The organism is Escherichia sp. E2748, assembly GCF_005781125.1.
Lineage (GTDB): Bacteria > Pseudomonadota > Gammaproteobacteria > Enterobacterales > Enterobacteriaceae > Escherichia.
The window spans coordinates 18,241-30,946 of record NZ_VATP01000044.1 but is presented as its reverse complement, the minus strand read 5'-3'; the positions used below and the strand labels follow the sequence as shown (position 1 = coordinate 30,946).

The following is a 12,706-nucleotide window of genomic DNA, read 5'->3' as shown; positions in this document are numbered from 1 at the left end:
CATCAAAATGGTTGTTACCCTGATCCACCCGATCGCGATGGACGACGGTCTGCGTTTCGCAATCCGTGAAGGCGGTCGTACCGTTGGCGCGGGCGTTGTAGCAAAAGTTCTGAGCTAATTGCCGATAACATTTGACGCAATGCGCACTAAAAGGGCATCATTTGATGCCCTTTTTGCACGCTTTCGTACCAGAACCTGGCTCATCAGTGATTTTCTTTGTCATAATCATTGCTGAGACAGGCTCTGTTGAGGGCGTATAATCCGAAAAGCTAATACGCGTTTCGATTTGGTTTGCCTCGCGATCGCGGGGTGAAAATGTTTGTAGAATACTTCTGACAGGTTGGTTTATGAGTGCGAATACCGAAGCTCAAGGAAGCGGGCGCGGCCTGGAAGCGATGAAGTGGGTCGTTGTGGTGGCATTGCTCCTGGTGGCAATTGTCGGCAACTACCTTTATCGCGACATTATGCTGCCGCTGCGTGCGCTGGCCGTAGTAATTCTGATTGCTGCAGCGGGTGGTGTCGCGCTGTTAACGACAAAAGGTAAAGCAACCGTTGCTTTTGCCCGTGAAGCGCGTACCGAAGTCCGTAAGGTCATTTGGCCGACTCGCCAGGAAACATTGCACACCACGCTGATTGTGGCTGCGGTTACCGCAGTAATGTCACTGATCCTGTGGGGACTGGATGGTATTCTGGTTCGCCTGGTATCCTTTATCACTGGCCTGAGGTTCTGAGATGTCTGAAGCTCCTAAAAAGCGCTGGTACGTCGTTCAGGCGTTTTCCGGTTTTGAAGGCCGCGTAGCAACATCGCTGCGTGAGCATATCAAATTACACAACATGGAAGATTTGTTTGGTGAAGTCATGGTACCAACCGAAGAAGTGGTTGAAATCCGTGGCGGTCAGCGTCGCAAAAGCGAACGCAAATTCTTCCCTGGTTACGTCCTCGTTCAGATGGTGATGAACGACGCTAGCTGGCACCTGGTGCGCAGCGTACCGCGTGTGATGGGCTTCATCGGCGGTACTTCCGATCGTCCTGCGCCAATCAGCGATAAAGAAGTCGATGCGATTATGAACCGCCTGCAGCAGGTTGGTGATAAGCCGCGTCCGAAAACGCTGTTTGAACCGGGTGAAATGGTCCGTGTTAATGATGGTCCGTTCGCTGACTTCAACGGTGTTGTTGAAGAAGTGGATTACGAGAAATCTCGTCTGAAAGTGTCTGTTTCTATCTTCGGTCGTGCGACCCCGGTAGAACTTGACTTCAGCCAGGTTGAAAAAGCCTAACCCAGCGATCAAAAAAGCGGCGATTTAATCGTTGCACAAGGCGCGAGATTGGAATACAATTTCGCGCCTTTTGTTTTTATGGGCCTTGCCCGTAAAACGATTTTTTATATCACGGGGAGCCTCTCAGAGGCGTTATTACCCAACTTGAGGAATTTATAATGGCTAAGAAAGTACAAGCCTATGTCAAGCTGCAGGTTGCAGCTGGTATGGCTAACCCGAGTCCGCCAGTAGGTCCGGCTCTGGGTCAGCAGGGCGTAAACATCATGGAATTCTGCAAAGCGTTCAACGCAAAAACTGATTCCATCGAAAAAGGTCTGCCGATTCCGGTAGTAATCACCGTTTACGCTGACCGTTCTTTCACTTTCGTTACCAAGACTCCGCCGGCAGCAGTTCTGCTGAAAAAAGCGGCTGGTATCAAGTCTGGTTCCGGTAAGCCGAACAAAGACAAAGTGGGTAAAATTTCCCGCGCTCAGCTGCAGGAAATCGCGCAGACCAAAGCTGCCGACATGACTGGTGCCGACATTGAAGCGATGACTCGCTCCATCGAAGGTACTGCACGTTCCATGGGCCTGGTAGTGGAGGACTAAGAAATGGCTAAACTGACCAAGCGCATGCGTGTTATCCGCGAGAAAGTTGATGCGACCAAACAATACGACATCAACGAAGCTATCGCTCTGCTGAAAGAGCTGGCGACTGCTAAATTCGTAGAAAGCGTGGACGTTGCTGTTAACCTCGGCATCGACGCTCGTAAATCTGACCAGAACGTACGTGGTGCAACTGTACTGCCGCACGGTACTGGCCGTTCCGTTCGCGTAGCCGTATTTACCCAGGGTGCAAACGCTGAAGCTGCTAAAGCTGCAGGTGCTGAACTGGTAGGTATGGAAGATCTGGCTGACCAGATCAAGAAAGGCGAAATGAACTTTGACGTTGTTATTGCTTCTCCGGATGCAATGCGCGTTGTTGGCCAGCTGGGCCAGGTTCTGGGTCCGCGCGGCCTGATGCCAAACCCGAAAGTGGGTACTGTAACGCCGAACGTTGCTGAAGCGGTTAAAAACGCTAAAGCTGGCCAGGTTCGTTACCGTAACGACAAAAACGGCATCATCCACACCACCATCGGTAAAGTGGACTTTGACGCTGACAAACTGAAAGAAAACCTGGAAGCTCTGCTGGTTGCGCTGAAAAAAGCAAAACCGACTCAGGCGAAAGGCGTGTACATCAAGAAAGTTAGCATCTCCACCACCATGGGTGCAGGTGTTGCAGTTGACCAGGCTGGCCTGAGCGCTTCTGTAAACTAATGCCTTTACGTGGGCGGTGATTTTGTCTACAATCTTACCCCCACGTATAATGCTTAATGCAGACGTATATCCGAGATATTCGTGTTGTGGCAAGGCGGCAACTGAGTGAGTCGCCAGGAGCATAGCTAACTATGTGACTGATGCGAACGAAGGAAGCCAACGCCGCCACAAGCTGAATAGCGACGGATAGAAAAGATTTGTTCGTTGGAGCCTGGCCTATCCAGGCCTCCGTCGAAGACCGCAGGAGTTTCGCAAGAAACTTAATCCCCTGCGTAGACGGTGACAGAACGCTAAGATTATTCTTTTATATTCTGGCTTGTTTCTGCTCACCGTAATTAAGACGCTCTCTCCGTTTGGAGGAGTGAAGTGAGTTCCAGAGATTTTCTCTGGCAAACATCCAGGAGCAAAGCTAATGGCTTTAAATCTTCAAGACAAACAAGCGATTGTTGCTGAAGTCAGCGAAGTAGCCAAAGGCGCGCTGTCTGCAGTAGTTGCGGATTCCCGTGGCGTAACTGTAGATAAAATGACTGAACTGCGTAAAGCAGGTCGCGAAGCTGGCGTATACATGCGTGTTGTTCGTAACACCCTGCTGCGCCGTGCTGTTGAAGGTACTCCGTTCGAGTGCCTGAAAGACGCGTTTGTTGGTCCGACCCTGATTGCATACTCTATGGAACACCCGGGCGCTGCTGCTCGTCTGTTCAAAGAGTTCGCGAAAGCGAATGCAAAATTTGAGGTCAAAGCCGCTGCCTTTGAAGGTGAGCTGATCCCGGCGTCTCAGATCGACCGCCTGGCAACTCTGCCGACCTACGAAGAAGCAATTGCACGCCTGATGGCAACCATGAAAGAAGCTTCGGCTGGCAAACTGGTTCGTACTCTGGCTGCTGTACGCGATGCGAAAGAAGCTGCTTAATCGCAGTTATCTTTTTAACGCATTCGCTTACGTATAAACTTATTCTGATATTCAGGAACAATTTAAATGTCTATCACTAAAGATCAAATCATTGAAGCAGTTGCAGCTATGTCTGTAATGGACGTTGTAGAACTGATCTCTGCAATGGAAGAAAAATTCGGTGTTTCCGCTGCTGCTGCTGTAGCTGTAGCTGCTGGCCCGGTTGAAGCTGCTGAAGAAAAAACTGAATTCGACGTAATTCTGAAAGCTGCTGGCGCTAACAAAGTTGCTGTTATCAAAGCAGTACGTGGCGCAACTGGCCTGGGTCTGAAAGAAGCTAAAGACCTGGTAGAATCTGCACCGGCTGCTCTGAAAGAAGGCGTGAGCAAAGACGACGCAGAAGCACTGAAAAAATCCCTGGAAGAAGCTGGCGCTGAAGTTGAAGTTAAATAAGCCAACCCTTCCGGTTGCAGCCTGAGAAATCAGGCTGATGGCTGGTGACTTTTTAGTCACCAGCCTTTTTGCGCTGTAAGGCGCCAGTAGCGTTTCACACTGTTTGACTACTGCTGTGCCTTTCAATGCTTGTTTCTATCGACGACTTAATATACTGCGACAGGACGCCCGTTCTGTGTAAATCGCAATGAAATGGTTTAAGCGTGATAGCAACAGGCATTGCGGAAAGTGTTCCATTTTCCGGTCAACAAAATAGTGTTGCACAAACTGTCCGCTCAATGGACAGATGGGTCGACTTGTCAGCGAGCTGAGGAACCCTATGGTTTACTCCTATACCGAGAAAAAACGTATTCGTAAGGATTTTGGTAAACGTCCACAAGTTCTGGATGTACCTTATCTCCTTTCTATCCAGCTTGACTCGTTTCAGAAATTTATCGAGCAAGATCCTGAAGGGCAGTATGGTCTGGAAGCTGCTTTCCGTTCCGTATTCCCGATTCAGAGCTACAGCGGTAATTCCGAGCTGCAATACGTCAGCTACCGCCTTGGCGAACCGGTGTTTGACGTCCAGGAATGTCAAATCCGTGGCGTGACCTATTCCGCACCGCTGCGCGTTAAACTGCGTCTGGTGATCTATGAGCGCGAAGCGCCGGAAGGCACCGTAAAAGACATTAAAGAACAAGAAGTCTACATGGGCGAAATTCCGCTCATGACAGACAACGGTACCTTTGTTATCAACGGTACTGAGCGTGTTATCGTTTCCCAGCTGCACCGTAGTCCGGGCGTCTTCTTTGACTCCGACAAAGGTAAAACCCACTCCTCGGGTAAAGTGCTGTATAACGCGCGCATCATCCCTTACCGTGGTTCCTGGCTGGACTTCGAATTCGATCCGAAGGACAACCTGTTCGTACGTATCGACCGTCGCCGTAAACTGCCTGCGACCATCATTCTGCGCGCCCTGAACTACACCACAGAGCAGATCCTCGACCTGTTCTTTGAAAAAGTTATCTTTGAAATCCGTGATAACAAGCTGCAGATGGAACTGGTGCCGGAACGCCTGCGTGGTGAAACCGCATCTTTTGACATCGAAGCTAACGGTAAAGTGTACGTAGAAAAAGGCCGCCGTATCACTGCGCGCCATATTCGCCAGCTGGAAAAAGACGACGTCAAACTGATCGAAGTCCCGGTTGAGTACATCGCAGGTAAAGTGGTTGCTAAAGACTATATTGATGAGTCTACCGGCGAGCTGATCTGCGCAGCGAACATGGAGCTGAGCCTGGATCTGCTGGCTAAGCTGAGCCAGTCTGGTCACAAGCGTATCGAAACGCTGTTCACCAACGATCTGGATCACGGCCCATATATCTCTGAAACCTTACGTGTCGACCCAACTAACGACCGTCTGAGCGCACTGGTAGAAATCTACCGCATGATGCGTCCTGGCGAGCCGCCGACTCGTGAAGCTGCTGAAAGCCTGTTTGAGAACCTGTTCTTCTCCGAAGACCGTTATGACCTGTCTGCGGTTGGTCGTATGAAGTTCAACCGTTCTCTGCTGCGCGAAGAAATCGAAGGTTCCGGTATCCTGAGCAAAGACGACATCATTGATGTTATGAAAAAGCTCATCGATATCCGTAACGGTAAAGGCGAAGTCGATGATATCGACCACCTCGGCAACCGACGTATCCGTTCCGTTGGCGAAATGGCGGAAAACCAGTTCCGCGTTGGCCTGGTACGTGTAGAGCGTGCGGTGAAAGAGCGTCTGTCTCTGGGCGATCTGGATACCCTGATGCCTCAGGATATGATCAACGCCAAGCCGATTTCTGCAGCAGTGAAAGAGTTCTTCGGTTCCAGCCAGCTGTCTCAGTTTATGGACCAGAACAACCCGCTGTCTGAGATTACGCACAAACGTCGTATCTCCGCACTCGGCCCAGGCGGTCTGACCCGTGAACGTGCAGGCTTCGAAGTTCGAGACGTACACCCGACTCACTACGGTCGCGTATGTCCAATCGAAACCCCTGAAGGTCCGAACATCGGTCTGATCAACTCTCTGTCCGTGTACGCACAGACTAACGAATACGGCTTCCTTGAGACTCCGTATCGTAAAGTGACCGACGGTGTTGTAACTGACGAAATTCACTACCTGTCTGCTATCGAAGAAGGCAACTACGTTATCGCCCAGGCGAACTCCAACCTGGATGAAGAAGGCCACTTCGTAGAAGACCTGGTAACTTGCCGTAGTAAAGGCGAATCCAGCTTGTTCAGTCGCGACCAGGTTGACTACATGGACGTATCCACCCAGCAGGTGGTATCCGTCGGTGCGTCCCTGATCCCGTTCCTGGAACACGATGACGCCAACCGTGCATTGATGGGTGCGAACATGCAACGTCAGGCCGTTCCGACTCTGCGCGCTGATAAGCCGCTGGTTGGTACGGGTATGGAACGTGCTGTTGCCGTTGACTCCGGTGTAACTGCGGTAGCTAAACGTGGTGGTGTCGTTCAGTACGTGGATGCTTCCCGTATCGTTATCAAAGTTAACGAAGACGAGATGTATCCGGGTGAAGCAGGTATCGACATCTACAACCTGACCAAATACACCCGTTCTAACCAGAACACCTGTATCAACCAGATGCCGTGTGTGTCTCTGGGTGAACCAGTAGAACGCGGTGACGTGCTGGCAGACGGTCCGTCCACCGACCTCGGTGAACTGGCGCTCGGTCAGAACATGCGCGTAGCGTTCATGCCGTGGAATGGTTACAACTTCGAAGACTCCATCCTCGTATCCGAGCGTGTTGTTCAGGAAGACCGTTTCACCACCATCCACATTCAGGAACTGGCGTGTGTGTCTCGTGACACCAAGCTGGGGCCGGAAGAGATCACCGCTGACATCCCGAACGTGGGTGAAGCTGCGCTCTCCAAACTGGATGAATCCGGTATCGTTTACATTGGTGCGGAAGTGACCGGTGGCGACATTCTGGTTGGTAAGGTAACGCCGAAAGGTGAAACCCAGCTGACCCCAGAAGAGAAACTGCTGCGTGCGATCTTCGGTGAGAAAGCGTCTGACGTTAAAGACTCTTCTCTGCGTGTACCAAACGGTGTATCCGGTACGGTTATCGACGTTCAGGTCTTTACTCGCGATGGCGTAGAAAAAGACAAGCGTGCGCTGGAAATCGAAGAAATGCAGCTCAAACAGGCGAAGAAAGACCTGTCTGAAGAACTGCAGATCCTCGAAGCAGGTCTGTTCAGCCGTATCCGTGCGGTGCTGGTAGCCGGTGGCGTTGAAGCTGAGAAGCTCGACAAACTGCCGCGCGATCGCTGGCTTGAACTGGGCCTGACCGACGAAGAGAAACAAAATCAGCTGGAACAGCTGGCTGAGCAGTATGACGAACTGAAACACGAGTTCGAGAAGAAACTCGAAGCGAAACGCCGCAAAATCACCCAGGGCGACGATCTGGCACCGGGCGTGCTGAAGATTGTTAAGGTATATCTGGCGGTTAAACGCCGTATCCAGCCTGGTGACAAGATGGCAGGTCGTCACGGTAACAAGGGTGTAATTTCTAAGATCAACCCGATCGAAGATATGCCTTACGATGAAAACGGTACGCCGGTAGACATCGTACTGAACCCGCTGGGCGTACCGTCTCGTATGAACATCGGTCAGATTCTGGAAACCCACCTGGGTATGGCTGCGAAAGGTATCGGCGACAAGATCAACGCCATGCTGAAACAGCAGCAAGAAGTCGCGAAACTGCGCGAATTCATCCAGCGTGCGTACGATCTGGGCGCTGACGTTCGTCAGAAAGTTGACCTGAGTACCTTCAGCGATGAAGAAGTTATGCGTCTGGCTGAAAACCTGCGCAAAGGTATGCCAATCGCAACGCCGGTGTTCGACGGTGCGAAAGAAGCAGAAATTAAAGAACTGCTGAAACTTGGCGACCTGCCGACTTCTGGTCAGATCCGCCTGTACGACGGTCGCACTGGTGAACAGTTCGAACGTCCGGTAACCGTTGGTTACATGTACATGCTGAAACTGAACCACCTGGTCGACGACAAGATGCACGCGCGTTCCACTGGTTCTTACAGCCTGGTTACTCAGCAGCCGCTGGGTGGTAAGGCACAGTTCGGTGGTCAGCGTTTCGGGGAGATGGAAGTGTGGGCGCTGGAAGCATACGGCGCGGCATACACCCTGCAGGAAATGCTCACTGTTAAGTCTGATGACGTGAACGGTCGTACTAAGATGTATAAGAACATCGTGGACGGCAACCATCAGATGGAGCCGGGCATGCCAGAATCCTTCAACGTATTGTTGAAAGAGATTCGTTCGCTGGGTATCAACATCGAACTGGAAGACGAGTAATTCTCGCTCAAACAGGTCACTGCTGTCGGGGTAAAACCCGGCAGCGGATTGTGCTAACTCCGACGGGAGCAAATCCGTGAAAGATTTATTAAAGTTTCTGAAAGCGCAGACTAAAACCGAAGAGTTTGATGCGATCAAAATTGCTCTGGCTTCGCCAGACATGATCCGTTCATGGTCTTTCGGTGAAGTTAAAAAGCCGGAAACCATCAACTACCGTACGTTCAAACCAGAACGTGACGGCCTTTTCTGCGCCCGTATCTTTGGGCCGGTAAAAGATTACGAGTGCCTGTGCGGTAAGTACAAGCGCCTGAAACACCGTGGCGTCATCTGTGAGAAGTGCGGCGTTGAAGTGACCCAGACTAAAGTACGCCGTGAGCGTATGGGCCACATCGAACTGGCTTCCCCGACTGCGCACATCTGGTTCCTGAAATCGCTGCCGTCCCGTATCGGCCTGCTGCTCGATATGCCGCTGCGCGATATCGAACGCGTACTGTACTTCGAATCCTATGTGGTTATCGAAGGCGGTATGACCAACCTGGAACGCCAGCAGATCCTGACTGAAGAGCAGTATCTGGACGCGCTGGAAGAGTTCGGTGACGAATTCGACGCGAAGATGGGTGCGGAAGCAATCCAGGCTCTGCTGAAGAGCATGGATCTGGAGCAAGAGTGCGAACAGCTGCGTGAAGAGCTGAACGAAACCAACTCCGAAACCAAGCGTAAAAAGCTGACCAAGCGTATCAAACTGCTGGAAGCGTTCGTTCAGTCTGGTAACAAACCAGAGTGGATGATCCTGACCGTTCTGCCGGTACTGCCGCCAGATCTGCGTCCGCTGGTTCCGCTGGATGGTGGTCGTTTCGCGACTTCTGACCTGAACGATCTGTATCGTCGCGTCATTAACCGTAACAACCGTCTGAAACGTCTGCTGGATCTGGCTGCGCCGGACATCATCGTACGTAACGAAAAACGTATGCTGCAGGAAGCGGTAGACGCCCTGCTGGATAACGGTCGTCGCGGTCGTGCGATCACCGGTTCTAACAAGCGTCCTCTGAAATCTTTGGCCGACATGATCAAAGGTAAACAGGGTCGTTTCCGTCAGAACCTGCTCGGTAAGCGTGTTGACTACTCTGGTCGTTCTGTAATCACCGTAGGTCCATACCTGCGTCTGCATCAGTGCGGTCTGCCGAAGAAAATGGCGCTGGAGCTGTTCAAACCGTTCATCTACGGCAAGCTGGAACTACGTGGTCTTGCTACCACCATCAAAGCTGCGAAGAAAATGGTTGAGCGCGAAGAAGCTGTCGTTTGGGATATCCTGGACGAAGTTATCCGCGAACACCCGGTACTGCTGAACCGTGCACCGACTCTGCACCGTCTGGGTATCCAGGCATTTGAACCGGTACTGATCGAAGGTAAAGCTATCCAGCTGCACCCGCTGGTTTGTGCGGCATATAACGCCGACTTCGATGGTGACCAGATGGCTGTTCACGTACCGCTGACGCTGGAAGCCCAGCTGGAAGCGCGTGCGCTGATGATGTCTACCAACAACATCCTGTCCCCGGCGAACGGCGAACCAATCATCGTTCCGTCTCAGGACGTTGTACTGGGTCTGTACTACATGACCCGTGACTGTGTTAACGCCAAAGGCGAAGGCATGGTGCTGACTGGTCCGAAAGAAGCAGAACGTCTGTATCGCTCTGGTCTGGCTTCTCTGCATGCGCGCGTTAAAGTGCGTATCACCGAGTATGAAAAAGATGCTAACGGTGAATTAGTTGCGAAAACCAGCCTGATAGACACGACAGTTGGCCGTGCCATTCTGTGGATGATTGTACCGAAAGGTCTGCCTTACTCCATCGTCAACCAGGCGCTGGGTAAAAAAGCAATCTCCAAAATGCTGAACACCTGCTACCGCATTCTCGGTCTGAAACCGACCGTTATTTTTGCGGACCAGATCATGTACACCGGCTTTGCATATGCAGCGCGTTCTGGTGCATCTGTTGGTATCGATGACATGGTCATCCCGGAGAAGAAACACGAAATCATCTCCGAGGCAGAAGCAGAAGTTGCTGAAATTCAGGAGCAGTTCCAGTCTGGTCTGGTAACTGCGGGCGAACGCTACAACAAAGTTATCGATATCTGGGCTGCGGCGAACGATCGTGTATCCAAAGCGATGATGGATAACCTGCAAACTGAAACCGTTATTAACCGTGACGGTCAGGAAGAGAAGCAGGTTTCCTTCAACAGCATCTACATGATGGCCGACTCCGGTGCGCGTGGTTCTGCGGCACAGATTCGTCAGCTTGCTGGTATGCGTGGTCTGATGGCGAAGCCGGATGGCTCCATCATCGAAACGCCAATCACCGCGAACTTCCGTGAAGGTCTGAACGTACTCCAGTACTTCATCTCCACCCACGGTGCTCGTAAAGGTCTGGCGGATACCGCGCTGAAAACTGCGAACTCCGGTTACCTGACTCGTCGTCTGGTTGACGTGGCGCAGGACCTGGTGGTTACCGAAGACGATTGTGGTACCCATGAAGGTATCATGATGACTCCGGTTATCGAAGGTGGTGACGTTAAAGAGCCGCTGCGCGATCGCGTACTGGGTCGTGTAACTGCTGAAGACGTTCTGAAGCCGGGTACTGCTGATATCCTCGTTCCGCGCAACACGCTGCTGCACGAACAGTGGTGTGACCTGCTGGAAGAGAACTCTGTCGACGCGGTAAAAGTACGTTCTGTTGTATCTTGTGACACCGACTTTGGTGTATGTGCGCACTGCTACGGTCGTGACCTGGCGCGTGGCCACATCATCAACAAAGGTGAAGCAATCGGTGTTATCGCGGCACAGTCCATCGGTGAACCGGGTACACAGCTGACCATGCGTACGTTCCACATCGGTGGTGCGGCATCTCGTGCGGCTGCTGAATCCAGCATCCAGGTGAAAAACAAAGGTAGCATCAAGCTCAGCAACGTGAAGTCGGTTGTGAACTCCAGCGGTAAACTGGTGATCACTTCCCGTAACACCGAACTGAAACTGATCGACGAATTCGGTCGTACCAAAGAAAGCTACAAAGTACCTTACGGTGCGGTACTGGCGAAAGGCGATGGCGAACAGGTTGCTGGCGGCGAAACCGTTGCAAACTGGGACCCGCACACCATGCCGGTTATCACCGAAGTAAGCGGTTTTGTACGCTTTACTGACATGATCGACGGCCAGACCATTACTCGTCAGACCGACGAATTGACCGGTCTGTCTTCGCTGGTGGTTCTGGATTCCGCAGAACGTACCGCAGGTGGTAAAGATCTGCGTCCGGCACTGAAAATCGTTGATGCTCAGGGTAACGACGTTCTGATCCCGGGTACCGATATGCCTGCGCAGTACTTCCTGCCGGGTAAAGCGATTGTTCAGCTGGAAGATGGCGTACAGATCAGCTCTGGTGACACCCTGGCGCGTATTCCGCAGGAATCCGGCGGTACCAAGGACATCACCGGTGGTCTGCCGCGCGTTGCGGACCTGTTCGAAGCACGTCGTCCGAAAGAGCCGGCAATCCTGGCTGAAATCAGCGGTATCGTTTCCTTCGGTAAAGAAACCAAAGGTAAACGTCGTCTGGTTATCACCCCGGTAGACGGTAGCGATCCGTACGAAGAGATGATTCCGAAATGGCGTCAGCTCAACGTGTTCGAAGGTGAACGTGTAGAACGTGGTGACGTAATTTCCGACGGTCCGGAAGCGCCGCACGACATTCTGCGTCTGCGTGGTGTTCATGCTGTGACTCGTTACATCGTTAACGAAGTACAGGACGTATACCGTCTGCAGGGCGTTAAGATTAACGATAAACACATCGAAGTTATCGTTCGTCAGATGCTGCGTAAAGCTACCATCGTTAACGCGGGCAGCTCCGACTTCCTGGAAGGCGAACAGGTTGAATACTCTCGCGTCAAGATCGCAAACCGCGAACTGGAAGCGAACGGCAAAGTGGGTGCAACTTACTCCCGCGATCTGCTGGGTATCACCAAAGCGTCTCTGGCAACCGAGTCCTTCATCTCCGCGGCATCGTTCCAGGAGACCACTCGCGTGCTGACCGAAGCAGCCGTTGCGGGCAAACGCGACGAACTGCGCGGCCTGAAAGAGAACGTTATCGTGGGTCGTCTGATCCCGGCAGGTACCGGTTACGCGTACCACCAGGATCGTATGCGTCGCCGTGCTGCGGGTGAAGCTCCGGCTGCACCGCAGGTGACTGCAGAAGACGCATCTGCCAGCCTGGCAGAACTGCTGAACGCAGGTCTGGGCGGTTCTGACAACGAGTAATCGTTAATCCGCAAGTAACGTAAAAACCCGCTTCGGCGGGTTTTTTTATGGGTGTAGTTCAGGGAAAGAGCATTTGTCAGAATATTTAATGAATTTCTGGATACCCATAATCAATGTAGAGATGTCTAATATCCTGAAACTGA

At 52.0% G+C, this 12,706-nt stretch carries 9 protein-coding genes; all 9 read left to right on the top strand.

What is annotated here, in order from left to right:
* On the top strand, window positions 1–118 hold a 118-nt coding region (locus tag FEK42_RS22215; protein ID WP_000531012.1), incomplete at its 5' end, for an elongation factor Tu.
* A 229-nt stretch (window positions 119–347) separates the two neighbouring features.
* Window positions 348–731 carry a preprotein translocase subunit SecE gene (gene secE, locus FEK42_RS22210; protein WP_001275702.1) on the top strand — a complete coding sequence of 128 codons (384 nt, stop codon included), beginning with the start codon at window positions 348–350 and terminating at the stop codon, window positions 729–731.
* A 1-nt stretch (window position 732) separates the two neighbouring features.
* The gene (gene nusG / locus FEK42_RS22205; RefSeq protein WP_001287516.1) at window positions 733–1,278 is read left to right on the top strand and encodes a transcription termination/antitermination protein NusG; all 546 of its coding nucleotides are present in this window, start codon (window positions 733–735) and stop codon (window positions 1,276–1,278) included.
* A gap of 158 nt (window positions 1,279–1,436) precedes the next feature.
* The gene (gene rplK, locus FEK42_RS22200; RefSeq protein ID WP_001085926.1) at window positions 1,437–1,865 is read left to right on the top strand and encodes a 50S ribosomal protein L11; all 429 of its coding nucleotides are present in this window, start codon (window positions 1,437–1,439) and stop codon (window positions 1,863–1,865) included.
* A 3-nt stretch (window positions 1,866–1,868) separates the two neighbouring features.
* Complete coding sequence (gene rplA, locus FEK42_RS22195) at window positions 1,869–2,573, top strand: 50S ribosomal protein L1 (protein ID WP_001096684.1); 705 nt, start codon at window positions 1,869–1,871, stop codon at window positions 2,571–2,573.
* 412 nt (window positions 2,574–2,985) lie between these two features.
* Window positions 2,986–3,483 carry a 50S ribosomal protein L10 gene (gene rplJ, locus FEK42_RS22190; protein ID WP_001207201.1) on the top strand — a complete coding sequence of 166 codons (498 nt, stop codon included), beginning with the start codon at window positions 2,986–2,988 and terminating at the stop codon, window positions 3,481–3,483.
* Window positions 3,484–3,549: 66 nt separating this feature from the next.
* Complete coding sequence (rplL, locus tag FEK42_RS22185) at window positions 3,550–3,915, top strand: 50S ribosomal protein L7/L12 (RefSeq protein WP_000028879.1); 366 nt, start codon at window positions 3,550–3,552, stop codon at window positions 3,913–3,915.
* Window positions 3,916–4,234: 319 nt separating this feature from the next.
* Entirely contained in the window at window positions 4,235–8,263 is a 4,029-nt protein-coding gene (rpoB, locus tag FEK42_RS22180) for a DNA-directed RNA polymerase subunit beta (RefSeq protein WP_000263098.1), read from the top strand.
* A gap of 76 nt (window positions 8,264–8,339) precedes the next feature.
* Window positions 8,340–12,563, top strand: coding sequence for a DNA-directed RNA polymerase subunit beta' (gene rpoC, locus FEK42_RS22175; protein ID WP_130261383.1), 4,224 nt, complete (start codon window positions 8,340–8,342; stop codon window positions 12,561–12,563).
* Window positions 12,564–12,706: the final 143 nt, after the last annotated feature.

Excerpts from the sequence above, each read along its gene's own strand:
- secE (WP_001275702.1), top strand. The coding sequence starts at position 348 with ATGAGTGCGAATACCGAAGCTCAAGGAAGCGGGCGCGGCCTGGAAGCG.
- nusG (WP_001287516.1), top strand. The coding sequence starts at position 733 with ATGTCTGAAGCTCCTAAAAAGCGCTGGTACGTCGTTCAGGCGTTTTCC.
- rplK (WP_001085926.1), top strand. The coding sequence starts at position 1,437 with ATGGCTAAGAAAGTACAAGCCTATGTCAAGCTGCAGGTTGCAGCTGGT.
- rplA (WP_001096684.1), top strand. The coding sequence starts at position 1,869 with ATGGCTAAACTGACCAAGCGCATGCGTGTTATCCGCGAGAAAGTTGAT.
- rplJ (WP_001207201.1), top strand. The coding sequence starts at position 2,986 with ATGGCTTTAAATCTTCAAGACAAACAAGCGATTGTTGCTGAAGTCAGC.
- rplL (WP_000028879.1), top strand. The coding sequence starts at position 3,550 with ATGTCTATCACTAAAGATCAAATCATTGAAGCAGTTGCAGCTATGTCT.
- rpoB (WP_000263098.1), top strand. The coding sequence starts at position 4,235 with ATGGTTTACTCCTATACCGAGAAAAAACGTATTCGTAAGGATTTTGGT.